We start from the raw sequence: 23,406 nt of genomic DNA on the forward strand, positions 1-23,406 counted from the left end.
GAAAATAGGAGGTTATGCTCAAACATTTATTTTATTAGGAATGATACTTTTTATTGGTTTTGTAGCTAATTAATGAATGAGTGGAAAATCACTCAAATAAAGGAATGCGAGGATCTTTCATATGCTCGCATAATAAAATATGAATTTGTCCACGATGATGATAAAAGTGTGCAACGATTTCAAGTAACCATTCAAAGCGCGAATAAGAAATCCCCCAATAGGCAGTCATAACTTTTGCTAATTCTATTTGGGAGTAGGAAAGAAATGTTTTAGAGAGAAGGTTGTATCCTTCAATCATCGTTTGTTGCATGTGAGCAACTGTTACGGGTGTATGTTCTATATAAAAGGTATGTAATTCTTTTTCTGAAATACCATTTAAAATGAGTAAATCAGCATGACAAATAAGAGAAAGATGTGCACACATTTCAAATAATGATCGTTTTGAGTGAATCGGTTGTATTTTTAAATCGTTTTCACTATATTGGTTAAGCATATAAATAGAAGTATCAATAGCAACTTTTAGTTGATGCAATGCAGATTGAACAAACATTGTAATTCTCCTCGTCTCCGTATATAATAGTTTCTTGAGGATATTATATCATACTCAAAATTCCGAAAATTCTAGTAGTTTGACTAGCATAATGAAAAGTATTATATTGTAAAAGGTCATATGAAACGTGAAATAGAATGGAATGCAATTATTGAGTTAGGAGTTAGACCAATGAGTTTGAAATATGGAAGAGATACAATTGTAGAAATTGACTTAAATGCTGTAAAACATAATGTAAAAGAATTTAAAAAACATGTAAATGATGAAGAAATTAAGATGATGGCTGCTGTAAAAGCGAATGGGTATGGCCATGGGGCAGTTGAAGTTGCCAAAGCTGCAATTGAAGCGGGAATACATCAACTTGCAGTTGCATTTGTAGATGAAGCAATAGAATTAAGAGAAGCAGGAATTACTGTACCAATTTTAATTTTAGGATACACACCAGTAGCGGCTGTAGAAGATGTAATTCAATATGACGTTATGATGACTGTTTATAGAGTAGAAGATTTACATGGTATAAATGAAATTGCAAACCGTCTTCAAAAGAAAGTACAAATTCAAGTGAAAATTGATACAGGAATGAGTCGTATCGGTTTACAAGAAGAAGAAGTTAAACCATTTTTAGAAGAATTAAACCGTATGGAGTATGTAGAGGTAGTAGGGATGTTTACGCATTACTCTACGGCAGATGAAATCGATAAATCATATACGAATATGCAAACAAGTTTATTTGAAAAAGCTGTTAATACAGCGAAAGAATTAGGAATTCAAATACCATATATTCATAGTTCAAATAGTGCGGGATCAATGGAATTAAGTAACACATTTCAAAATATGGTACGCGTTGGAATAGGAGTGTACGGTATGTATCCATCAAAAGAAGTGGATCATTCAGTCGTTTCTTTACAGCCTGCGTTGTCGTTAAAATCAAAAGTAGCTCATATTAAACATGCGAAGAAGAATCGTGGTGTAAGTTATGGGAATACGTATGTAACAACTGGTGAAGAATGGATTGCGACTGTACCAATTGGTTATGCTGATGGTTATAATCGTCAATTATCTAATAAAGGCTATGCGTTAATTAATGGGGTTCGAGTACCTGTTATTGGCCGTGTTTGTATGGATCAGTTAATGTTGGATGTTTCAAAAGCGATGCCAGTACAAGTAGGAGACGAAGTAGTATTCTACGGTAAACAAGGTGAAGAAAATATCGCAGTAGAAGAAATAGCGGATATGTTAGGTACAATAAACTATGAAGTTACATGTATGCTAGATAGAAGAATTCCGCGTGTCTATAAAGAAAATGACGAAACAACTGCAGTTGTAAATATATTAAGAAAAAACTGAATCATTTCGATTCAGTTTTTTTATTTTTTTATTCATATCAAATGCGAATATACCCTCGTTATGTAATACGGAGTAAACTTTGTGAAACACACTTTTTAGTTCAACTAAATTAAACTATCACCGGCAGAGATGACCAGTCCCGCAACAAAGATCTAATATACGAGAGTAGGGAAGAGCATCTTGTAAAACGAGGCTGGATGGGAGTATTCAACAAAATGTCCCCAATGTTTATTATAGATGTCTGCTAAAATATCATAATTAGAATAAATTGTTTTTTTAACATATGTATTCACCTAAAAATTAATTAAATTATAATAGTCATACCTCGTGTTAATTTCAAAACCACATTGTGTATATAGTTTTAAAGCGTGGATATTTTTCGTTTCGACGTCTAATTCAATTGTTGAAACTCCTTCTGTAATAAGGGTATGTACTATATTACAAAGAATATCTTTTCCGTATCCTTTACCTTGATAAGAAGGATGAACGGCGAATCCTGATAGTGTAGTAGATTGCTCTTGTTTAGAAACTGTAATTGTTCCTATCACTTTTTCAGCAATAAGGGCACTGTAAACTTGATGGGAAGATGAATTCATCATTTTTTGTAACCATGTAGTCGTATTTTCTACTGAATCACCAAAAGCTTTACTAGAAATTTTAATAAGATCAAGAAGTGATTCTGAAGGTGCAAGAGTAAGCTGTATATTATTATCTGTTGTTTTTTGAATTTCGTTTGTTTTGCACTCCATACTATATTCACTATATAAATATGGTAACTTCATATGTTTTACAAATTCATTCCCAGAAATAGAATCCCCATTAATAATAAGAAGAGCTTCATCTGTCTCTCTATTTTGTATTTCTTTCATTGCAGTTTGTAAAAGGATAGTTCCGAAGCGTTGTTTTCTAAAATGAGGATGTACAAAGCCTATTAGTTCAAGCTTTGTTGGTCTTTCGAAATCATACATATTTAAAGCGCCAATTAATTGAGTACCGTTATAAAGAAGAAAATCGTTTATATAATCTTCATTTCGATTTTTTAAAAAGTTGATATGTAAATCTGAAGAGTAATCAAGATTGTCTTGTTGCCCACAAATATAAGCCAAATCCTTCATTTGCTGTATTTCACTTTCTGTTACATAACGCTTTTTCTGAATATCCATTGTATATTCCCTCTCATTCGTATTTAAAAATAGGATGGGTGACTTAACCATTTTTTTAATTCCACATTACCTTGCACAGATAACAGTCGGTATAAATAACGATAAGGCTGTCTATATTCTTCTAAGTGAGGAATAGACATAATTGTTTCGTAACCACTTTTAAAGGCATGTGCTTATTTTTCTGTAAATTCTATAAATTCATTATATAACAGATGATGTGTTATGAGGATAAAGATAAAAAGATTGAAAGCATACTTACATTTATAGTGAAAATTCATTAAAAATATTATATTTCTCTATTTTTGTATGAATTGTCTAAAAATAATGGTGGTAATACTTGAATGTAAGACTCGTATCTTTAAATCTATGAAGAGTAAAAGTAAAATTAAGCATTCATTTATAAGATTGTGAATCACAATAATGTAGACTATAGAAAATATTTCTCAATAATAAAATGAAGAGAAAAGCATGAAGAAGTAGAATGCATTCATTTATAATAGACTTAAATTAATTAATATAATTAATTGTTAATTTTATTATATTAATTGGATAGGAGAGAATGTTATGGCAAATGTACTCGTAATAAATTTTCCTGGGGAAGGTCATATTAATCCGACTTTAGCTGTTGTAAGTGAGTTAATTCAGCGAGGGGAAACAGTTGTTTCTTATTGTATTGAAGATTATAGAAAGAAGGTTGAAGCAACAGGTGCGGAATTCCGAGTGTTTGAGAATTTTCTCTCTCAAATTAATATTATGGAACGAGTAAATGAAGGTGGGAGCCCTTTGACGATGCTATCTCATATGATTGAAGCATCAGAGCGTATTGTTACTCAAATTGTAGAAGAAACAAAAGAGGAAAAATATGATTATTTAATATATGATAATCATTTTCCAGTAGGACGTATTATAGCGAATATTTTACAATTACCAAGCGTTTCATCCTGTACAACGTTTGCTGTTAATCAGTACATTAATTTTCATGATGAGCAAGAAGCGAGACAAGTAGATGAAATGGATCCATTATATCAATCTTGTTTAGCGGGAATGGAAAGATGGAATAAGCAGTATGGAATGAAATGTAATAGTATGTATGATATTATGAACCATCCTGGTGATATTACGATTGTATATACTTCAAAAGAATATCAGCCACGTTCAGAGGTATTTGATGAATCGTATAAATTTGTAGGTCCATCAATTGCTACTCGAAAAGAAGTGGGGAGTTTTCCTACCGAAGATTTAAAAAATGAAAAAGTGATTTTCATTTCTATGGGAACAGTTTTTAATGAACAACCTGCTTTGTATGAAAAATGTTTTGAAGCGTTTAAAGATGTTGATGCGACAGTCGTATTAGTCGTTGGTAAGAAGATAAATATAAGTCAATTTGAAAATATCCCGAAAAACTTTAAGTTGTATAATTATGTCCCGCAATTAGAAGTTTTACAGCATGCTGATGTATTCGTGACACATGGTGGTATGAATAGTTCGAGTGAAGCGTTATATTACGGTGTTCCATTAGTTGTAATTCCGGTAACAGGAGATCAGCCATTCGTTGCAAAACGATTGACTGAAGTAGGGGCAGGAATAAGACTTAATCGCAACGAGTTAACTTCTGAATTGTTACGTGAGACTGTAAAGAAAGTAATGGATGATGTGACGTTTAAGGAGAATAGTCGTAAAGTGGGAGAGTCGCTTAGAAATGCCGGTGGATATCAAAGGGCAGTTGAGGAAATATTCAAATTAAAAATGAAGCCGTACGTAAAGATTAAATAGATGTTAAAAACACACTTACTTTTAATTTGTAAGTGTGTTTTTAGTATTACGCGTTACATGTGTTACATAAAAATAGCGATAAAGGAGAAACTTTTGTGTATATAAATCGATACCTTTGAATTAGTAGTAAAATTACGTTAAAATAATACTAAGAAAATATATAAGTTTTGGGGGTAATGAATGAAGAAAGTATTTGAATACGTATTATTAACAATTGGCTCAATTATAGTAGCAGGTTCATTAGAGCTTATTTTAGCACCTAATGGATTAGTAGATGGCGGGGTAACGGCTATTGCTATTATGGCAAATAAAGTCGCAGGATTGCCGCTTTATGGTGTGTTCTTAGGAATTAATATCCCAATTTTATTATTTACTGCAAAAGTAATGGGAAAGAAATTTTTTATCCGTACATCTTATGCGAATGTAGTTACAACACTCGGATTAATTTATTTAAAACCATTTCCAGCAATTACGACTTCTGAGTTATTAATTGTACTTTATGGTGGAGTACTGTTTGGAATTGGTGTTGGGATTGTTGTTAAAATGGGTGGAGCAATTGACGGTTCGGAAATGTTAGCAGTTTGGATGAATAAACACTTTAATGTACCGATTAGTACATTTTTACTTGCAGTAAATGCAGTTATTTTCATCTTTGTTGCCATTTTATTTTCAATCGAACAAGCGATGTTCTCATTAGCAATTTTCTATATTGTTACGAAGATGATTGATTTTATATTAGATGGTATTAATCAAGGTAAGAGCGTTATGATTATTTCTGGTAAGAATAAAGAAATAGGCGATTTACTTATGAAAGAATTGCAACTATCTGTTACGTATCTACATGGAGAAGGTGGTTTTTTAGGGGAGCATAAGAGAATCATTTATTGCATTACAAACCGATTCATTTATCCGAAAATGAAAGATCTCGTTCTCTCTGTAGATCCAGCCGCTATAATCGAAGCTTCCTATTCAACAGAAACGACTGGTGTGAAACGTCCGGGAAGGAAAGCTAGGTCAGGTGAATAACTAGAAGAAGGCTGTCCAAAAAGTTATTTTGGAACAGCCTTCTTTTTTATTTTGTTGAATTGTTAACATGTTACAAGTTAAATCCACTGTTAAAAAGTTTCCTTGCAACTAGGAAACCAAGCGTCTTTTAATAATGTAGCCAACGTTTCAATTTTATTTTCTGGAATACTACCAAAGCCGAGTAATACGTATGATTCCTTACGTAAATCATTCACGAAATCATATGGAGAAAGTGGGTATAATTTAACGCTTTGTTTTTTAGCGGATTCAATCAGTTCATTTTCATTCATACTGTTATGGACACATAAAACAATATGAAGTCCGGACTGTTCGCCAAGAATTTGAACATTAGCCCCCATTTCTTTCATAATGGATTTTACTAACGCATGATGTTTTCTTTTATATAGTGTACGACTCCGATTAAGGTGACGTTCCCAATTCCCGCTTTGTATAAAGTTAGCAAAAGCAAGTTGTTGTATTGTAGCGACTGTTTGTTTGAAAATTCCATGCAGTTCTTGATATGTTTTTAAAAGGTGTGGTGGTAAAACAACATATCCCATTCGTAAAGAAGGTAAAAAAGATTTTGAGAAAGTCCCCATATAAATAACGCGTTCATTTGAATCAAGACTTTGTAAAGAAGGAATCGGCTTACCAGCGTAGCGAAACTCTCCATCATAGTCATCTTCAATAATGTATCCGCTGCAATCATTAGCCCACTTTAACAATTCTAATCTTCTAGATAAAGGCATAATAATCCCGAGTGGAAATTGGTGTGATGGTGTAACGTATGCGACATTGGAATTTGTATTGTATAAACTAGAAATATCAATACCTTTTTCATCCAATGGTATGGGATGAATTTGTCTATCACAGCTTTTAATGATTGCGTGTATACGGTGAAATCCAGGGTTTTCAATGCCGTATTCTTTTGTAGGGCCAAGCAGTTGAAGTAGTAGCCAGAGAAGTGGCTGCGTTCCGGCGCCAATCACAATTTGATCAGGTGAAGAATGGACACCGCGAGAATGATATAAATATGTTGATATATGCTCTCGAAGAGCGAATTCACCTTGAGGGTCTTCTTTTGCAAATAGTGCATTTTCGTATGTAAGTATGGATTCTTGTAATGCTCGTTTCCAATTTGTAATCGGAAATGCATTTTGATCAATAAGTCCTTGGCTACAATCATATTCAAATTTTTCGTCTATCAAATTGCTCGTCTTCTTTGCTGCATTTGGCTTTTTATTTGGGATAACGTCAATATCGAAATTTGCTACAAAAATACCACGTTTCGGTTTACTTTCTACATAACCTTCAGCTAATAATTGTTGATAAGCTGATTCAACAGTAATGCGGCTAATATTAAGTTGTGATGCTAAATTTCTGTGTGAGGGTAGACGTGTGCCGACAGAAATAGTCCCTTGTATAATTTCAGCTTTTATATATTCGTAAATTTGCAAGTAAATAGGTGTGTTACTTTGTAATTGCAATGGGATAGTAAAATCCATATAAAACTCTCCTTTAAAACTGGCCTTATAAAAAACACTTAAACTGTCACTTAAGTGAAGGGCAGTTACTTTCTATAATAATGATATAACATTTGGAAAATTAAATAAATATTTAGAGGAGAGTTAAAAATGAATGTTAAAGAAGTAGTAACAGAAGAGCAATTACATGAAGTATTACCTGTTTTACAGCAATTACGAATGAAACTTTCAAAAGAGGAAACAAGCTCTTTATTTCGAAATATGAAAGAAGAAAATTATAAACTATTTTCGCTGCGTAATGAGAATGATGAAGTTGTTAGCCTTGCAGGTGTAGCGATTTGTACGAACTTTTATAATAAGAAACACGTTTTCGTATATGACCTTGTAACAGCAGAAGCACATCGTTCAAAAGGACATGGGAAAGTATTACTTTCGTATATAGAGAACTGGGGAAAGGAAAACGAATGTGAGTCTATCGTCCTCACGTCAGCATTTTCAAGAATTGATGCTCATCGTTTTTATGAAAGAGAAGGGTATGATAAGGTGAGTTATTCTTTTCATAAAGAATTATAAAAAATAAGAAGAAGTTGTCCCGCAAAAGTTGGGAACAGCTCCTTCTTATTTTTTAAGTTATTATTAAACCGTAAATAGGTTGTAAGTTATGGTATATGTATTTGAAAAGGTTATATAGTGTATTTTGTCGAATTGTTTTAATTTAATAAAGAGAATGATTGGAGCGCTTATACTTGAAAAAAATAAAAAAACTATCAATCCCTAATGATGCTAGAGTTATCGTCATATCGGATATTCATGGAGAATTAAATCTTTTAAAAGAAGCACTACATAAAGTTAACTTTAAAGATGAAGATTATTTAATTATTAATGGAGATCTTTGCGAGAAAGGACGAGATAGCGTAGGCGTAGTAAACTACGTTATGAATCTTGTAAAGAACAATTCAAAGGTTCACGTTGTTGAAGGGAATTGTGAAGTTTTAGTTGATGCTCTTCTAAATGAAAATCCTGGTCTTATTAATTATTTATGTACGAGGAAGCATTCAATTTTTAATGAATGGCTAGAGCAATTGGGTTTTTCAGTTCATGAGGGCACTTCAATTCGTGAAGTGAAAGAAGCATTGTTAAGTGAATTTTCACAAGAACTATATTGGCTAACAGAGTTGCCGACAGCGATTGAAACAGAAGATTATATTTTTGTGCATGCCGGTCTAGAAGATAGAGTAGATTGGAAAGAAACTGAGCGCAAAAATGCGATAGCAATGCCGGAGTTTTTCAATCAATCACATAAAGCAAATAAGTATGTAATAGTCGGTCATTGGCCTGTCGTGAACTATTCTGAAGAAGCACCGTCTAATAATCCAGTTATTGATAAGGAGAAAAAAATTATTGCAATTGATGGAGGAAATGCAATTAAAGAAGCAGGGCAATTAAACGTATTTATTATTCAGAGGAAACAAACGGGCGATACGTTTTCTTATACATATGTAGACTATTTTCCAGAGTACGAAGTAATAGCGGATTTTAATGCGAATTCAGAAATGCAGGGCGGAGTGACATATCCGTATTATTACATAGAGCCTATCGAGAAGATGCAAGATTACACCGTATGTAAACAAAAGGAAACGAATAATGTGCTCACTGTAAAAAATGAATATATGAAACAACTTAAGTCAGGTGAATATACAGTGAAAACCGATATTTCTTGTGCGCAAATAAGCGTTAGGAAGGGAGATATCGTTTCTCTCATTGATGATAGCTGTTCAGGATATGATTTAATTAAAAAAGATGGCGTAGAGGGTTGGATAGTGAAAGGGATTTTAGTTGAGATAGAAAAAGTGAAAAATAAAACATTAAGCTGAAATAGGAGGGATATAACCTCCTATTTTTTTAAAGGAGTAGATTGCTTGCTGTCTTTAATAAGTAAATAAATCGTACTCGGCAGAATGATAAGCGTCATTCCTAAAAGAATTGCTAGTATAGCATAACCTCTATAGGGAGCAGAAACGATAAAAGGAAGTATCGCTAAAAAAATACCTGCTATCATCATTGAAATACTACTAATATTTGAAGCTCTTTTTTCAAGGTGCTTATCATTCCATTCTAATGAAACGGTTGATTTAGTCGTATCAATTTTGGAACTGAAATAACCTATTAATATAAATAAAAGCCCTAATGCTAAAAATATGAAATGATCAAGAGGAAGTGAAAAGCCAAGAGCGATGAGGGCGATGACAATATCGACAAAAAATAAGAATAGTAACATTGTGTTGCCGATCCAATGGAGAAATTTTTGGTTACTCGCTGCTTTAGATAAAGCTAAAAATACAAAGAATAAGAAGGAACATATAATTATATTTACGATTACAAAAGTGCTTTTATCCATTGTTGATGTAGGCGTTCCATTAAAGTCCCATTTCGTAACAATACTTAATGGTAAGAAGAAATAGAGAATAATATTTGTCGTAACAATAGTAAGAAATAAAGCAATACTAAATCGTTTATTCATTGAATCACCAGCTTTCTACATGAATAATTCGTACCTTATAACAAAATTATACAATATAATAAATGATATTTGTTTTGATTTTTCAGAAAAAATATTATAATTATATATGAAATAAAGAGGAGTGTAGGAGGAAATTATGAATAGCGTAATAGTAAAAGGGGATAAAGTAACAATTCGTACAATTGAAGAATCAGATATAAAAACATTATGGAATCTCGTGTTTAAAGAAGAAAATCCAGAATGGAAAAAATGGGATGCACCGTATTTTCCGTTTTCAATGCAAGAATACTCATCCTATAAGGAAAAGATGCAAACTCGTTTAAAAGAAGAACCGCTATCCAATTTAATTATAGAAAATAACGGTCAAATCATTGGGACAGTTGGGTTTTATTGGGAATACAAACCGACGCGTTGGTTAGAGATGGGGCTTGTGATTTATGACCCAACATACTGGAATGGTGGATACGGTACAGAAACATTGACATTATATAGAGATTTGCTATTTGAAAAAATGGAGATTGGTAGAGTAGGAATCACGACTTGGTCTGGTAATGAACGAATGATGAAAGTAGCGGAGAAAATAGGAATGAGCTTAGAAGGTAGAATGCGAAAGTGTCGTTATTATAACGGAACATACTATGATTCTATTCGAATGGGCATGATTCGTGAAGAATGGGAAGCGCTATGTGTAACGAAGGGGTGAGAAAGATTGTACGCTATTATTGCTACATTTGATCGTGTGTTTACTAATAAAATTACAGAACTGCAAAATGAATTAACAAATGTAATTGGAACAAATCAACTAGCTGGAGTAGAACCTCATATTACGTTAGCTGATTATAATGAGTTAGATGTTCATTTGTATACTGAGAAACTAGGGGAGTTTGTAGCTATTCAAGAAAATATGGATGCAGTAACTTTTCCTTCTGTTGGAATTTTTCCTACTAATGGAACGGTCTTTCTAGCGCCGACTGTTACCAATGAATTGTTAAAACTTCATCATTCTTATCATGATTATTTTAAAACTTTTCATGACAACCCAAATTCATATTACGTACCGGGAAAATGGGTACCGCATTGTACAATTGCAAATAGATTACATACAAAGCAGTTTTTAAGTGTAATGGAATATATTTATGAGAAATTTGATTTTGTAACAGCTTCAATTGAGAAATTAAAATTAATTAAGGTGAATTATGAAAATGGTTCTGCCATTTCTTCTAGTATATTAGCAGAATATAATTTAAAGAGAATGGAGACATCGAGATGACATATATAATTAGAGAAATGAAGCAAGAAGATATTCATGCTGTACAATCAGTAGCAAAAATAGCTTGGCATGATACATATGAAGGCATTATTCCAAGAGAAATTCAAGACAGTTTTTTAGACGAGGCATATTCTGATGAAAAAATGAAATATCGTCTTAAAAATACGCATTTATTCGTTGCGGAAGAAGAAGGAGAAGTAATAGGGTTTGCGAACTTTTCACCTGTTAGACTACAAAATGAAGCGGAATTAGGTGCGATTTATTTGTTACCAGATCAGCAAGGAAAAGGGATCGGAAGTGCTTTATTACAAAAAGGAATTAAAGCATTAAATGGGATACGGAAATTGTACATACATGTAGAAGCAGCAAATGAAAAAGGAAAACGCTTTTATGAAGCGAAAGGTTTTGCTGAATTAGAGCAATTTGAAGAAGACTTTGAAGGACATATGATGCAGACAGTAAGGATGGTTTTATACGTATAAGGAGAACTAGTAATGAAAATTTTTGATTTTAGTGAAAAAGTAGGAAAGCACCTATCAGTATTTCAATCTAATTTCATCATGTCGAAAATATTAAACCATCGAGGAAATATACATATCGGTGCTATGCATTTACACGAGAATGGAATCATCGGTAATCATGAAGCAGTTGTATCTCAACTGCTTCTTATTGTGGAAGGAGCTGGATATGTATGTGGGGTAAATAAAGAAAAGATAAAGATAGAGGCGGGACAAGCTGTGTTTTGGGAAAAGGGAGAGCTCCATGAAACAAGTACAGAACACGGATTAACAGCAATTGTTATGGAAGCGGAGAATCTTGAACAAGCGATAGTAATGCCTATTATTCAAGGGGAGTTGTGAAAAATGATTGTTAAGGCGAATCAAGAAGATACCAATGAAATATTAAAATATTCGGCTCAATCGCTTTTTGAAGGGACGAGAGGGAATTGTCAATTAAGTACCGAGAAAGCAATTGAGATTACAAAGCCGATTGTAGAAAAAGGAGCATGCTATTTAATTATTAAAGAAAAAAATAAAGTAATGGGATGGATATTAATAGGGGAAAATACAGACTATTTTTCTCGTGAAAAACTTGGATTTATATATGAATTGTACGTTTTCCCAGAATATCGCGGGAGAGGATTATCGCGAGAACTGATGGAAGCTGGTATTAAGGAATTAAAGGAGAAGTATTCAGAAATTCGGTTGAATGTATTTGCTGGGAATTTTGCAAAAGAGATGTACGAAGAGTTTGGGTTTGTTGAAAGGCAGGTAATTATGACTTTGAAGTGAGTAGAATAGTCTGAATGAGAGAAGAGAAAATAATGATTTAGTGGCTACTTTATCGCTGGAATTTAAAGCGATAAAGTATAAAATAGATGGTTTGCCTTTATTTTATAGTCGATTTATAGAGTGTGCTTAAAAAACAAATAAATTAGTATTATACAATATATCGTTATTATAGTAAAAGAGAAATTTTGGAAAAATATCATTTTTTTGTTTAGAAATTTTTAAATTATTGATATAATCAATTTGTAGAATTGATTATTGGTTAATTTTACTATTTTTTAATTTTAAGGGGGATTTAATAATGGCAGGACAAATTCGTATGTCACCAGAGGAGCTTAAATCGAAAGCGACTCGATATGGACAAGGTGCAAATCAAATTGAGGACATTTTACGTCAACTACAAAACTTACAAAATGAATTAAGAGGAGAATGGGAAGGTCGTGCTTTCGAAGGTTTTGACCAACAGTTCAATCAATTAAAGCCAAAAGTACAAAACTTCGCACAGCTATTACAAGAAATTAATATGCAGCTTAATAAAACTGCAGAAGCTGTTGCTAGACATGACGAAGATCTTTCTCGTAATTTCGGTCTACAATAAGACAGATAAAAAGAAATATATAATTTAGCCATGCAACCATACGTTGTATGGCTAAATTACTTTAAAACTAGAGTAAGATACGAAGTCTTTCATTAGATAGACTCGCAGTCGCAGGAGTGATAAGTAGTGAAAAAGTTCAAATGGAGCATCTTGTTGTTTATTATTTTAGCTCTTGTACTATCAACAGGGGTCTCCTATTTAGCATTAAATCAAAATGTTAAGAAAGCTAATGAGAATACTACACCAAAAATGACAGTTGCGTTGGTAAATGAAGATCAGGGCACTGTATTTGAGGGCAATAAAATAGCATTTGGAGATCAATTTGTTAAAAATGTAAATAAAAATACGAAACAAGAATGGTACGTAGTTAGTCGCGGGGTAGCAGAAAATGGATTGAAAAATAATAATTACAATATGATGATTGTTATTCCAAATGATTTTTCTAGGAAGGCAGTTGCGATTGATTCAGAGATTCCAGAGAAATTAACGTTAAACTACAAAGTAAATGCAACTGGGAATAAGGATTTGAAAGCTGAGGCAGAAAATACAGCTTCTGTTATTTTAGAAGATTTCAATAAGCAAATAATCGACGTTTATTTTGCGAGTATTATCGGTAAGCTACAAGGTGCACAAGATAATATAGGTAAAATAATTGAAAAAGGAAACGTTCAAACAACTATGTATAAAAAAGATATACATAGTCCGTTAGCAAATTACACAAATCAATTTAAAACAGTACAAGATTATACAGGTGTTTCTGTTAATAGTTTCAAAGGATTTCAGGATGTTTTAAAAGGTTTCGGTCAAGCGTTAGATGAAGGGAATAAATCAAACAGTACGTACTTAGATGGTTTTAATAACTTTCAAAAAATGCAAACTGATAACAATTTGTTAGCGAATAATTTCATAAATCAATTCAATCAATATATGAATGATATGAATACAGGCGATGCTTTAAAGCAATTAAGTGCATTGGAATCCGCTAATAAAATTATTTCAAATCAATTTACGTTTTCAGAGAAAGAACCGAATATTTTAACTGATGCTGCAGCGATTCAAAAATATTTAGCAGATGTAAAAAAACAAGTATCTGAATATGATACAGAACTTGCAGGAAAGTTAGAAAGTGATATTCAAGAGACGGTAATTAAGAAGTTAAAGCAATCTATGTCGAATGATGGAAAGCAAGAAATCTTCATAAATACATTAATGAAACAACCAGATGCTCGAATAAAGAAACAAATCGAGAATTTAATTGCGAAATTACCTAGTTTAAACATGGAAGAAATCGGTCAAAGCGATTTACCAGATGCGACGAAATTACAACTGCAAAATGTAATTCAATTTACAAAAAAATATAATAAAGAAAATAATTTTTATTATGATCCTGTAAATAAAATATCTTTAGGAAACGCTATTAAAGAAGTAAAGGATAGACTTTATACAGAGGGAATTACATTTAGTGATACTGCGAAAGTAATTAAAATGGAATCTCCGCAAATTTTGAAGATAAAGATTCCAGAAGAATTTAAACTAGATGGAAGTACAGAAGCTTTATATATTGATGATGTGGATCGTACAAGTGATTTTCTTCAAAGCGAAGCAGGAGAAATTACAATAGCTCCTCGTAATGAAGGGGATATAAAGATTGATCTGCATGTGAAGTTAAAAGATCCAAACATCAATATAGATGTTTTCTCTCCTGTAATGTGGCAGTGGGAATTGAGTGGGACTCATAAAAAAGAAACTAGTCCTGAAAAAGAAAAACCTAACAAAGAAGATAAAGGAACACAAACGGAAAATAGCAAGGTGGAAAATGTGGTTCATAAATCACAGTATGGCATAATGCCGTTAGTACACAATGCTAAAACGCCTATTATCAAAAAAATGGAAAACACAACAGGCAATAATGAAGGAAGCCAAGGAGGCGGAACAGGGAAAGATAACGGAACTGGAGGAAACCCAGGAGGCGGAACGGGAACAGATAACGGAACTGGAGGAAACCCAGGAGGCGGAACAGGGAAAGATAACGAAACTGGAGGAAACCCAGGAGGCGGAACGGGAACAGACAACGGAACCGGAGGAAACCCAGGAGGCGGAACGGGGAAAGATAACGGAACCGGAGGAAACCCAGGAGGCGGAACGGGAACAGACAACGGAACCGGAGGAAACCCAGGAGGCGGAACGGGAACAGACAACGGAACCGGAGGAAACCCAGGAGGCGGAACGGGAACAGACAACGGAACCGGAGGAAATCCAGGAGGCGGAACGGGAACAGACAACGGAACCGGAGGAAATCCAGGAGGCGAAACGGGAACAGATAACGGTAAAGTTACTGAAAGTACAACGAATCAAGTAGTACATCAAAAAGCAGAAGTATTAACAAAAAATATATCTAGTGTATTAATAAAAGAAGCAGTAGATACAGTCGAAAGTTATCAAGGTTTAATGAGCCTTTACGAAATGTATTATGGGATTGATTTAAGAACGAAAGATGTAGGTCCTAAGTTAGAAGAGGGAAGTTTAGATGCAATTGCGACGGATCAATCTTTGTACTACGTATTAAATAAACAAAGTTTAATTGATTTAATTTCAAATCTTGTTTCATCAAGTATTACTACAGAAATAAAGCAAGATATGTCAGGTTTAAAACAAAAAATAAACTCTTATCAACAATCTATTACTAGTGCGGATCAAAATTCTATGCTACTAGCGGAGAAATTAAATGGAACGACGCAACAAGCAACTAGTATGAATGAAAATTTAGGAGAGTATGTAAAAGGTTTAGCGAAATGGCGTGAGAATAGCTTAAAGCTAGTTGAAGAGCAGCAAGTATTAACAACAAATCATGCTGGTGAGCAAACAGCTATTTTATCGTTAGATTCTGGTATTAAATCATTAATGATGCAAAGTCAGTCATTGGTCGAAAGTTCGAAGCATAGTTTAGCAACTTCAGACGATGTATATAAAACATTTGATCAAATTAATGGACAAGCAAAAGAAATTCAAGACAGCGGAACGACAATTGTTTCAAAAGCTGATCTATTATTAAATGACTTTACGAAGAAAATGGAAGATGATAAATCATTCTCCAAAAACTTTACGAAAATTTTAGCGAATAGCCGTATTGGAGATCGTCAAAATGAGATGCTATATGACTTTTTAGCTAGTCCAGTTCAAAAGCAAAATGATGGAGTAATTGCAGCAGGTAATGCTTTTACACCGTACTTAATTGTATTAACTTGTTTCATTGTTGCATTATTTACAGCATACGCAATTGCGAATCAAGAAAAGAAACGAATGCAATCAGATCATTTTGAAGAGAAATTCTCATTAATTGATATGAATGTACCAACTACAGTAGTAGCTTTCGGTATATCAATTGTGGAAGGGATTAGTATAGGTATCATTTCTGGGCGTCTTTTAAAGTTCGGTCAGGATCAAAGTTTACTATGGATTGCGTTCATCACATTTATTATGATGGCGTTTGTATTGGTCTCAACCTACTTATTACGACAAATAAAAATGGTAGGAATGTTTATACTATTAGTATTTTTAAGCATGTACCTATTTTTAACTGAGGCAGTTGGAAGTAAAGTAGATCAAATGTCGTCTGTCGGAAAGATACGTCAATTCTCACCGCTTCAGTATATAGAAAGTTTTCTAAATGATTTTATTAGTGGTAAAGATACTGGGAAAGTTATTTTTGTCGTATTGTTTGTAATTGCCATTATTGGATTGGTTAGTAATCTATTTGTATGGCATAAGAAATGGGAGGAAAAAGAAGTAAATGATCAAACAATGGAGCATAGTGGCTAAGTTATCATTTCTCTCTATCCTTTTACTGTTTGTCGCGCTACCGATAAGGAGCGCGGCTGACAGTTATCTTGGTGATGATGGGAAGATTAAGTTTAAAGTGGATCGACTTGAAGAAAGCGACCAAGAAAAAAATAAAAAGGAACATAAGGAAACAGAATTAGATAAAGCATCGATTGAGTTATTTAACAAAGATATAGAGGAAGAAATTGAGAAAAAGAAAAAGAAAGAACAAAAAGATATGGAAGCTTTGCGAGATTCTCTTTTTACAAAACCAAAAGAGAATAATAGTGTTAAAGATACGAAAAATAGTTTATTTAGCAGTGAATACATTGTCAGAAAAAGTGCAGATGAAGTAGCGAGTAATGAAACAATGAATGAAGAGCCAATTAGTATAACAATAATATTATTATTTGGCGGCGGCATTCTACTTATTTGCATCGGTATTTATACGGTTCTTCGTAAAAGTTGGAGGTAAAGTGATGGCAATACAAACACATATCAATGTGACAGTAGATTTTAGTAAATGGAATGGAAATACATATGATTTGCGTATTCCGAATCATCAATCTATTAAATATTTATTAAAAAACTTATTAGATACGCTAAAGATTGATAATCATGAAGGTTCACATTTTGTAATTAAAGTGAAAAATAAGTCAATTGTTTTAACAGATAATGATCGTTTAATTGATCACCAAATAACAGATGGAGATATTTTGCAAGTTTTATAAAGAATATTTTTTACTTTTAGTTATTTGAAAATAAGTTATTACGGGTTATAAAGAAAAGGAGAAGAGGATAAACATGACGGAAAAAATAATTCAAATTGATGCAATGAACTATCAATTTCAAATAGAAAAAGAAAATTGGAAATTGGAGATGACCAAATCTCAAACACGTATAAAAGACTTCCGTCAATTCGATATAATTACGGGCGAATCATCTGAATTTGTACCATTAACAATAGAAGAAACGGATGATATGTTTACGTTTCTATATCAAGTAGATAAAAAATTATATAAGTGGGACGATCTTAGCCGTTTTGGAAGAAATGAGAAATTAAGACTACTTCGGAATGTTGCGCAGTTTCGTAAATATTTAAATAAACGAATCACGTTCTTTTTACATCCAGACAATATAGTTTTTAATGCTAATTTAATACCAAGTATTATACATAGAGGAATTCGAGATATTGTTCCGCCAACCCCATTATTAGAAGAGCAATTTTTAACACAATATAAGTGTCTAATTATTGCTTTATTCTCCCAAAAACATAACTTTGATGATTTGTATGCTGGGTTACTAAAAGATGCAAAAGAAACAACATTTGAACAGACCGTTGCTCAAATGGAAAGTTTAGATGCATTACTGCAGTTTCTTGATGACAGCTTTGAGAAGGAACAAACAAAAACAGAAAAAAATATGCAGTTAGTACCTAAAAAAAGCTATAAATCATTTAAATACTTAGCTTTTTCCTTCATAGCGGCGACAGTTATTTTAGCTGCTCCTTTAATATATTTCACTTTTATAAAATTTCCTTATCAAAATAAATTGTTAGAAGCAAATGCAAGTTTCATAGCAACTGATTATGACAAAGTCATTACGCAATTGAATGAAGAGGAGTTTGAATCATTACCGATTGCATCTAAATATGAGTTAGCATTTGCATACATTACAGCTGAAAAACTAGGTGAAGCTCAAAAGAAATCGATTATGAAAAACATTAGTTTGAAAAGTGATGAAAAGTATTTGCTGTATTGGATGTATAACGGAAAAGGTAATTTTGATAAATCATTAGATTTAGCTAAGACACTTGATGATCCTCAGCTTATTATGTACGGCCTTGTTAAACAAATTGAATCACTGAAAAATAATCCGGATTTATCAGGGGAAGAACGTGATCAAAAGTTAAAAACATATGAGCAACAATTAGATGAATATAAAAAGAAATATGGCAATTCATCAAACGATAAAAATTTGTCGGACACAGAGAAAAAAGAGTAAGCACTTGATGAGACAGTTGAAAAGGAGCAGTGAACACGGATGGAGCAACTATTAGTATTGACTTATGGAGACAAAATATATAAGTGCACATTACATCCAAATGAGCAATCAATAGTGTCGATTGGAAAAGAGTGGACAAATGATATTACGAATCCAAGTTTAGAACAAGAAGTAGAGTTAAAGTGGAATAATGAAGTAAATGCTTGGATGGTACAGGATCAATTAATAGAATTCAATAAGGAAATTGAGATTGGGAAAACAAGAGATGTGAGCTTGAAAATCTTTATATCTATTGTTGGCACAACTAAAGTGTTTGATATTGGAACGAAACATTCTCTTACAGTGAGTCAAAACGATTACGATGATATTTCTATTACCGGGACTAGTGTAGATTTAATGCTATCTCGCGAAACGTTGTACGATTCTTTTAAAGTGAACGTGTATGGCGGGGATGTATTTCATAATTATACGAAGTTAAAAGATAGCGTTATGTTGGAATCAGGAGACGTATTATATTTTGATGGTATTTTATTGGAGATTGGTAGTGAAGACATTCAAGTACTTTCTTCAGAAGATAAAGTGAAATCTGCGTTACCTATTTTAGTAGAATCAGAAACGAATTATCAAAGTGGTTATCCAGACTATCATCGTTCACCACGTATTATTTACCGTGAACCAGAAGAGAAAATGACAATTGCAAAGCCTTCAAGTATGCCATCAAAACCAACGGAGCATTTAGCAAGAATCATTGCACCTTCACTTGTCATGATTGTCGTAACTGTATTACTTGCTATTTTCATGAAATATGGAATGTTTATTATCGCATCGATTGCGATGACATTAGTAACAATCATTGTTTCTGTCACATCGTATATTAAAAATTTGAAGCAATATAAAGTCGACATTGTTGAACGAGATAAAAGCTATAGAGAGTATATAAAACAAAAAACGAAAGATTTACATGCAGAAAGTGAAAAACAGCGTCACGCATTACATTATCACAATCCAAATGTAGAAGTAATACGTAATATGGCAGTTCAAGTAAATCCTAGAATTTATGAAAAAACAATGTTACATCATGATTTCTTAACATTTAGCGTTGGAACAGGACAAGCTAATACGAGTTTTGAAATTCAATTTAATGAAGAAGAATTTAGTCAAACGAAAGATGAATTAATCGATATAGCACGTGAACTAAGACAGCGTTATCTATCATTGGAAGATGTACCAGTTGTAACAGATTTAATGAATGGACCAGTCGGTTATATTGGCCAACGCTCTTTAGTGTTAGAGCAATTACAATTATTAGTTGCACAAACGGCTTTATTCCATAGTTATTATGACTTGCAGTTTATTACTATTTTTCCGGAAGAAGAAAAAGAAAAATGGGATTGGATGCGCTGGTTACCTCATGGAAGTGTTCGCGATATAAATGTACGTGGATTTGTATACCATGATCGTAGCCGTGATCAAGTGTTAAATAGTTTGTATCAAATATTGAAAGAACGAAAATTAAAACTAGATGAAAAAAGTTCTACTAATGAAAAAATGTACTTTGCACCGCACTATGTCGTTCTCATTACAGATGAAAAACTAATATTAGACCATGTTGTTATGGAATTCTTTAATGATGATCCGAGTCAATTAGGTGTATCACTTGTATTTGTACAAGATGTTATGCAAAGTTTACCGGAGCATGTGAAAACGGTAATAGATATAAGAGATGCAAAACAAGGGAACATCATCTTAGAGCAAGGAGAGCTTGTTAACCGTCAATTTAAACTAAATCACGTACCGAAAGGGTTCAATTTAGAAGATATTTCACGGGCATTAGCACCATTAAATCATTTGCAAAACTTAAAAAATAGTATTCCAGAAAGCGTAACATTTTTAGAAATGTACGGCGTTGAAAAAGTAAAAGAACTGAATATCACAAGTCGTTGGGAGAAAAATGCAGCGCATAAATCTTTAGCTGTACCACTTGGATTACGTGGTAAAGAAGATATCGTAAACTTAAACTTACACGAAAAAGCACACGGACCACACGGATTAATAGCAGGTACAACCGGATCAGGTAAATCGGAAATTATACAATCGTATATTTTATCTCTAGCAGTCAATTTCCACCCGTACGAAGTAGCCTTTTTACTAATTGACTATAAAGGCGGCGGAATGGCGAATTTATTCAAAAACTTACCGCATTTATTAGGAACAATTACGAACTTAGATGGAGCACAAAGTATGAGAGCGCTCGCATCAATTAAAGCTGAATTGCAAAAAAGACAACGCTTATTTGGGGAAAATGATGTAAACCATATTAATCAGTATCAAAAACTGTATAAAGAAGGCTTAGTAAGTGAACCGATGCCGCATCTATTTTTAATTAGTGATGAATTCGCGGAACTAAAGTCAGAACAACCAGAATTTATGAAAGAGTTAGTTTCAACAGCGCGTATCGGTCGTTCGCTCGGAATCCATTTAATATTAGCTACGCAAAAACCGAGTGGTGTTGTAGATGATCAAATTTGGAGTAACTCGAAATTCAAACTAGCATTAAAAGTGCAAAATACATCAGATAGTAATGAAATTTTAAAAACACCAGATGCTGCTGAAATTACATTACCAGGACGTGCTTACTTACAAGTTGGGAATAATGAAATTTATGAACTATTCCAATCAGCTTGGAGCGGAGCAGACTATGTAGAAAACAAAGAGGATAAAGAACATTTAGACGCAACAATCTATGCAATAAATGATCTAGGACAATATGAAATATTAAGTGAAGACTTAAGTGGACTTGGTAGCAGTAAAGAAGTAATAAGCGTACCATCTGAACTGGATGCTGTTATTGACTACATTCACGATTACGCAGAAATAAATGAAATTGAAGCGTTAGCTAGACCGTGGTTACCACCACTTCCAGAAAGCGTATATTTACAAGACTTACACGCTATTCAGTTCAAAGAAGCATGGACGAAAGAAAAGAAACCATTACAAGCAACAGTTGGTCTACTAGATCAGCCTGAATTACAATCACAAACACCATTAACATTAGATATTAGTAAAGACGGACACGTAGCGGTCTTCTCAAGTCCAGGCTACGGAAAATCAACATTCTTACAATCAGTCATTATGGATGTAGCTCGCCAGCATAGTCCGGAGCATTTGCATGTGTATTTATTAGACTTCGGAACAAATGGCTTAATGCCATTAAAATCCTTACCGCATGTGGCAGACATCATTACATTAGACCAAGTTGAAAAATGCGAGAAATTTCTTCGTCGCATAGAAGACCTATTAAAAGATAGAAAGCAATTGCTAAGTAAATATGGTGTTGCGAGTCTTGAAATGTATGAGAGAGCTAGTAAAGAAGTATTACCAACAATATTAATTACGTTAGATAACTATGATGCTGTTAGAGAAGCTGGATTTGTCGAAGACTTTGAACGCATTATTGCACAAATTGTACGTGAAGGGGCAGCAGTAGGAATTCATTTAATGCTTACGGCTACACGTCAAAATGCATTGAGAGTACAAGTAAATACAAATATTAAACTACAAATTGCGCTATATATGATAGATGAGGCAGAATCTAGAGCTATTGTAGGAAGAACAGAGTTAAAAATTGAAGAATTAGCAGGCCGTGGTTTAGTTAAAATTGACGAACCAACAATCTTCCAAACAGCTTTACCGACAAATGGAGAAGATGTCCTTACTCGAATTGAAAATATACAAGCTGAAGGAAAAGAGATGGATTCCTTCTGGGATGGAGAAAGACCGAAAGCAATTCCTATGGTACCTGAAGTTCTGGAATACAAGGAATTCATTGCATGGCCAGAAACAAGAAAAATTATTGAAGCAGGCAAACTAACATTTGGTGTAGAGACAGAAAACGTTACGCCTCTCGAATTAGATTTAACGGAAGCGTCTAATATTGTTGTAGGGGGAATCAAGAAAGATGAAGTTGAAAATGTAGTTCATCAATTCCTTCAACAGTTAGCAGACAGTGGACACTTTGACCTAGGTTTAATTGATACAAGAACACGAAATTTCTCAAACTATAGAGAGAGCGCTGCTTTATATGTAGCTGAAAAAACAGGAATTGAGAAAACGATTAAACAAGTTACAAATGCTTATAAATCGAGAGAAGCAGCGTTTAAAGAGGAGCAGGAAGCATCAAGTGAAACAGTGAACCCGGCAGAATTTATTAAGAAATTTAAGCCGATTGTAATCGTAATTGCGGATGTAAATGATATTTTAAGTAATTTAGAAGATAGCGATATATATAGTTTAGCGGAATTAATAACAAATGGTGCATTTATGGGCATCCACTTCGTAATTGGCTGTGATGTTGATTCAATTGACAGTCGATACGACTTAGTTTCAAAAACAATAAAAACGCAATCTCATGTTATTTTACTTAGAAAATCATCAGGCCAAATGGTCTTCGATGTATCTAATAAAGATTTAAGTAGTACAAAATTAAATCCATTTGAAGGGTATTTTGTTGAAAATCGTTTTGCTACTAGAATTAAAGTGCCAACTATTTAAGGGGGGATTTG

Annotated in this window: 20 protein-coding genes and 2 pseudogenes; 16 read left to right on the forward strand and 6 right to left on the reverse strand. The window is 33.2% G+C overall.

What is annotated here, in order from left to right:
* Positions 1-88: 88 nt before the first annotated feature.
* Positions 89-550: a DinB family protein gene (locus tag ACS2CR_RS14330; RefSeq protein WP_000498004.1), complete on the reverse strand. Its 462-nt coding sequence runs from the start codon at positions 548-550 to the stop codon at positions 89-91.
* Between the two features lie 171 nt (positions 551-721).
* Between ACS2CR_RS14330 and alr the strand changes: the two genes are divergently transcribed.
* A complete protein-coding gene (gene alr, locus ACS2CR_RS14335; RefSeq protein WP_021727885.1) occupies positions 722-1,897 on the forward strand; it encodes an alanine racemase in 1,176 nt (391 codons plus the stop codon).
* 30 nt (positions 1,898-1,927) lie between these two features.
* Here the strand turns inward: alr and ACS2CR_RS14340 are convergent.
* The 3 genes and pseudogenes from ACS2CR_RS14340 to ACS2CR_RS14350 form a co-directional block, all read right to left on the reverse strand.
* Positions 1,928-2,190: pseudogene (locus tag ACS2CR_RS14340) on the reverse strand (class I SAM-dependent methyltransferase); the annotation flags it as partial.
* A complete protein-coding gene (locus tag ACS2CR_RS14345) occupies positions 2,191-3,060 on the reverse strand; it encodes a GNAT family N-acetyltransferase (RefSeq protein ID WP_053513141.1) in 870 nt (289 codons plus the stop codon).
* A gap of 23 nt (positions 3,061-3,083) precedes the next feature.
* Positions 3,084-3,233: pseudogene (locus ACS2CR_RS14350) on the reverse strand (nitrate reductase); the annotation flags it as partial.
* Positions 3,234-3,624: 391 nt separating this feature from the next.
* Here ACS2CR_RS14350 and ACS2CR_RS14355 point away from each other — a divergent pair.
* Positions 3,625-4,833: a macrolide family glycosyltransferase gene (locus ACS2CR_RS14355; protein WP_000024486.1), complete on the forward strand. Its 1,209-nt coding sequence runs from the start codon at positions 3,625-3,627 to the stop codon at positions 4,831-4,833.
* Positions 4,834-5,013: 180 nt separating this feature from the next.
* Positions 5,014-5,859: a YitT family protein gene (locus ACS2CR_RS14360; protein ID WP_000755125.1), complete on the forward strand. Its 846-nt coding sequence runs from the start codon at positions 5,014-5,016 to the stop codon at positions 5,857-5,859.
* 89 nt (positions 5,860-5,948) lie between these two features.
* Here the strand turns inward: ACS2CR_RS14360 and ACS2CR_RS14365 are convergent, their stop codons facing one another.
* Positions 5,949-7,364, reverse strand: a complete 1,416-nt coding sequence (locus tag ACS2CR_RS14365; RefSeq protein WP_053513139.1) for a PLP-dependent aminotransferase family protein — start codon at positions 7,362-7,364, stop codon at positions 5,949-5,951.
* A gap of 129 nt (positions 7,365-7,493) precedes the next feature.
* On the opposite strand from ACS2CR_RS14365, the gene ACS2CR_RS14370 reads away from it, so the two are divergent.
* Together ACS2CR_RS14370 and ACS2CR_RS14375 are read left to right on the forward strand one after the other, a co-directional pair.
* On the forward strand, positions 7,494-7,916 hold the full coding sequence (locus tag ACS2CR_RS14370) for a GNAT family N-acetyltransferase (RefSeq protein WP_001101110.1): 423 nt from the start codon (positions 7,494-7,496) through the stop codon (positions 7,914-7,916).
* Positions 7,917-8,089: 173 nt separating this feature from the next.
* A complete protein-coding gene (locus ACS2CR_RS14375; protein ID WP_053513137.1) occupies positions 8,090-9,217 on the forward strand; it encodes a metallophosphoesterase in 1,128 nt (375 codons plus the stop codon).
* A gap of 20 nt (positions 9,218-9,237) precedes the next feature.
* On the opposite strand, the gene ACS2CR_RS14380 is transcribed toward ACS2CR_RS14375, so the two are convergent.
* Positions 9,238-9,864, reverse strand: coding sequence for a DUF1648 domain-containing protein (locus ACS2CR_RS14380; protein ID WP_053513135.1), 627 nt, complete (start codon positions 9,862-9,864; stop codon positions 9,238-9,240).
* A 136-nt stretch (positions 9,865-10,000) separates the two neighbouring features.
* Between ACS2CR_RS14380 and ACS2CR_RS14385 the strand changes: the two genes are divergently transcribed.
* The 11 genes from ACS2CR_RS14385 to essC all read left to right on the forward strand — a co-directional run bounded on the left by ACS2CR_RS14385 (position 10,001) and on the right by essC (position 23,395).
* Positions 10,001-10,567 (forward strand): GNAT family N-acetyltransferase, encoded by a 567-nt coding sequence (locus ACS2CR_RS14385; RefSeq protein ID WP_001089593.1) that lies wholly within the window; start codon positions 10,001-10,003, stop codon positions 10,565-10,567.
* A gap of 6 nt (positions 10,568-10,573) precedes the next feature.
* Positions 10,574-11,134, forward strand: coding sequence for a 2'-5' RNA ligase family protein (locus ACS2CR_RS14390; RefSeq protein ID WP_000270892.1), 561 nt, complete (start codon positions 10,574-10,576; stop codon positions 11,132-11,134).
* Positions 11,131-11,616 carry a GNAT family N-acetyltransferase gene (locus ACS2CR_RS14395; RefSeq protein ID WP_000221048.1) on the forward strand — a complete coding sequence of 162 codons (486 nt, stop codon included), beginning with the start codon at positions 11,131-11,133 and terminating at the stop codon, positions 11,614-11,616. Before ACS2CR_RS14390 ends, ACS2CR_RS14395 begins: the two co-directional genes overlap by 4 nt.
* Before the next feature lie 12 nt (positions 11,617-11,628).
* Positions 11,629-11,994 (forward strand): cupin, encoded by a 366-nt coding sequence (locus tag ACS2CR_RS14400; RefSeq protein WP_000688076.1) that lies wholly within the window; start codon positions 11,629-11,631, stop codon positions 11,992-11,994.
* Positions 11,995-11,997: 3 nt separating this feature from the next.
* Positions 11,998-12,426, forward strand: a complete 429-nt coding sequence (locus tag ACS2CR_RS14405; protein WP_000635649.1) for a GNAT family N-acetyltransferase — start codon at positions 11,998-12,000, stop codon at positions 12,424-12,426.
* A 298-nt stretch (positions 12,427-12,724) separates the two neighbouring features.
* Complete coding sequence (locus tag ACS2CR_RS14410; RefSeq protein ID WP_000918601.1) at positions 12,725-13,021, forward strand: WXG100 family type VII secretion target; 297 nt, start codon at positions 12,725-12,727, stop codon at positions 13,019-13,021.
* Positions 13,022-13,147: 126 nt separating this feature from the next.
* The gene (esaA, locus tag ACS2CR_RS14415; protein ID WP_088056707.1) at positions 13,148-16,840 is read left to right on the forward strand and encodes a type VII secretion protein EsaA; all 3,693 of its coding nucleotides are present in this window, start codon (positions 13,148-13,150) and stop codon (positions 16,838-16,840) included.
* Positions 16,812-17,315 (forward strand): type VII secretion protein EssA, encoded by a 504-nt coding sequence (gene essA, locus ACS2CR_RS14420; protein ID WP_000595655.1) that lies wholly within the window; start codon positions 16,812-16,814, stop codon positions 17,313-17,315. The genes esaA and essA overlap by 29 nt, the downstream gene beginning before the upstream one ends.
* Positions 17,316-17,319: 4 nt before the next feature.
* Complete coding sequence (locus ACS2CR_RS14425; protein ID WP_001007571.1) at positions 17,320-17,571, forward strand: EsaB/YukD family protein; 252 nt, start codon at positions 17,320-17,322, stop codon at positions 17,569-17,571.
* A 73-nt stretch (positions 17,572-17,644) separates the two neighbouring features.
* Entirely contained in the window at positions 17,645-18,844 is a 1,200-nt protein-coding gene (gene essB, locus ACS2CR_RS14430) for a type VII secretion protein EssB (RefSeq protein ID WP_000136611.1), read from the forward strand.
* 39 nt (positions 18,845-18,883) lie between these two features.
* Entirely contained in the window at positions 18,884-23,395 is a 4,512-nt protein-coding gene (gene essC / locus ACS2CR_RS14435; protein WP_053512324.1) for a type VII secretion protein EssC, read from the forward strand.
* The last annotated feature ends 11 nt before the right edge of the window (positions 23,396-23,406 follow it).

This window comes from Bacillus cereus group sp. BceL291, from assembly GCF_051776705.1.
GTDB lineage: Bacteria > Bacillota > Bacilli > Bacillales > Bacillaceae_G > Bacillus_A > Bacillus_A cereus.

Bases quoted from the DNA above. Each gene is read 5' to 3' on its own strand.
- ACS2CR_RS14330 (WP_000498004.1), bottom strand. From the start codon at position 550: ATGTTTGTTCAATCTGCATTGCATCAACTAAAAGTTGCTATTGATACT.
- alr (WP_021727885.1), top strand. From the start codon at position 722: ATGAGTTTGAAATATGGAAGAGATACAATTGTAGAAATTGACTTAAAT.
- ACS2CR_RS14345 (WP_053513141.1), bottom strand. From the start codon at position 3,060: ATGGATATTCAGAAAAAGCGTTATGTAACAGAAAGTGAAATACAGCAA.
- ACS2CR_RS14355 (WP_000024486.1), top strand. From the start codon at position 3,625: ATGGCAAATGTACTCGTAATAAATTTTCCTGGGGAAGGTCATATTAAT.
- ACS2CR_RS14360 (WP_000755125.1), top strand. From the start codon at position 5,014: ATGAAGAAAGTATTTGAATACGTATTATTAACAATTGGCTCAATTATA.
- ACS2CR_RS14365 (WP_053513139.1), bottom strand. From the start codon at position 7,364: ATGGATTTTACTATCCCATTGCAATTACAAAGTAACACACCTATTTAC.
- ACS2CR_RS14370 (WP_001101110.1), top strand. From the start codon at position 7,494: ATGAATGTTAAAGAAGTAGTAACAGAAGAGCAATTACATGAAGTATTA.
- ACS2CR_RS14380 (WP_053513135.1), bottom strand. From the start codon at position 9,864: ATGAATAAACGATTTAGTATTGCTTTATTTCTTACTATTGTTACGACA.
- ACS2CR_RS14385 (WP_001089593.1), top strand. From the start codon at position 10,001: ATGAATAGCGTAATAGTAAAAGGGGATAAAGTAACAATTCGTACAATT.
- ACS2CR_RS14395 (WP_000221048.1), top strand. From the start codon at position 11,131: ATGACATATATAATTAGAGAAATGAAGCAAGAAGATATTCATGCTGTA.
- ACS2CR_RS14400 (WP_000688076.1), top strand. From the start codon at position 11,629: ATGAAAATTTTTGATTTTAGTGAAAAAGTAGGAAAGCACCTATCAGTA.
- ACS2CR_RS14405 (WP_000635649.1), top strand. From the start codon at position 11,998: ATGATTGTTAAGGCGAATCAAGAAGATACCAATGAAATATTAAAATAT.
- ACS2CR_RS14410 (WP_000918601.1), top strand. From the start codon at position 12,725: ATGGCAGGACAAATTCGTATGTCACCAGAGGAGCTTAAATCGAAAGCG.
- essA (WP_000595655.1), top strand. From the start codon at position 16,812: ATGATCAAACAATGGAGCATAGTGGCTAAGTTATCATTTCTCTCTATC.
- ACS2CR_RS14425 (WP_001007571.1), top strand. From the start codon at position 17,320: ATGGCAATACAAACACATATCAATGTGACAGTAGATTTTAGTAAATGG.
- essB (WP_000136611.1), top strand. From the start codon at position 17,645: ATGACGGAAAAAATAATTCAAATTGATGCAATGAACTATCAATTTCAA.
- essC (WP_053512324.1), top strand. From the start codon at position 18,884: ATGGAGCAACTATTAGTATTGACTTATGGAGACAAAATATATAAGTGC.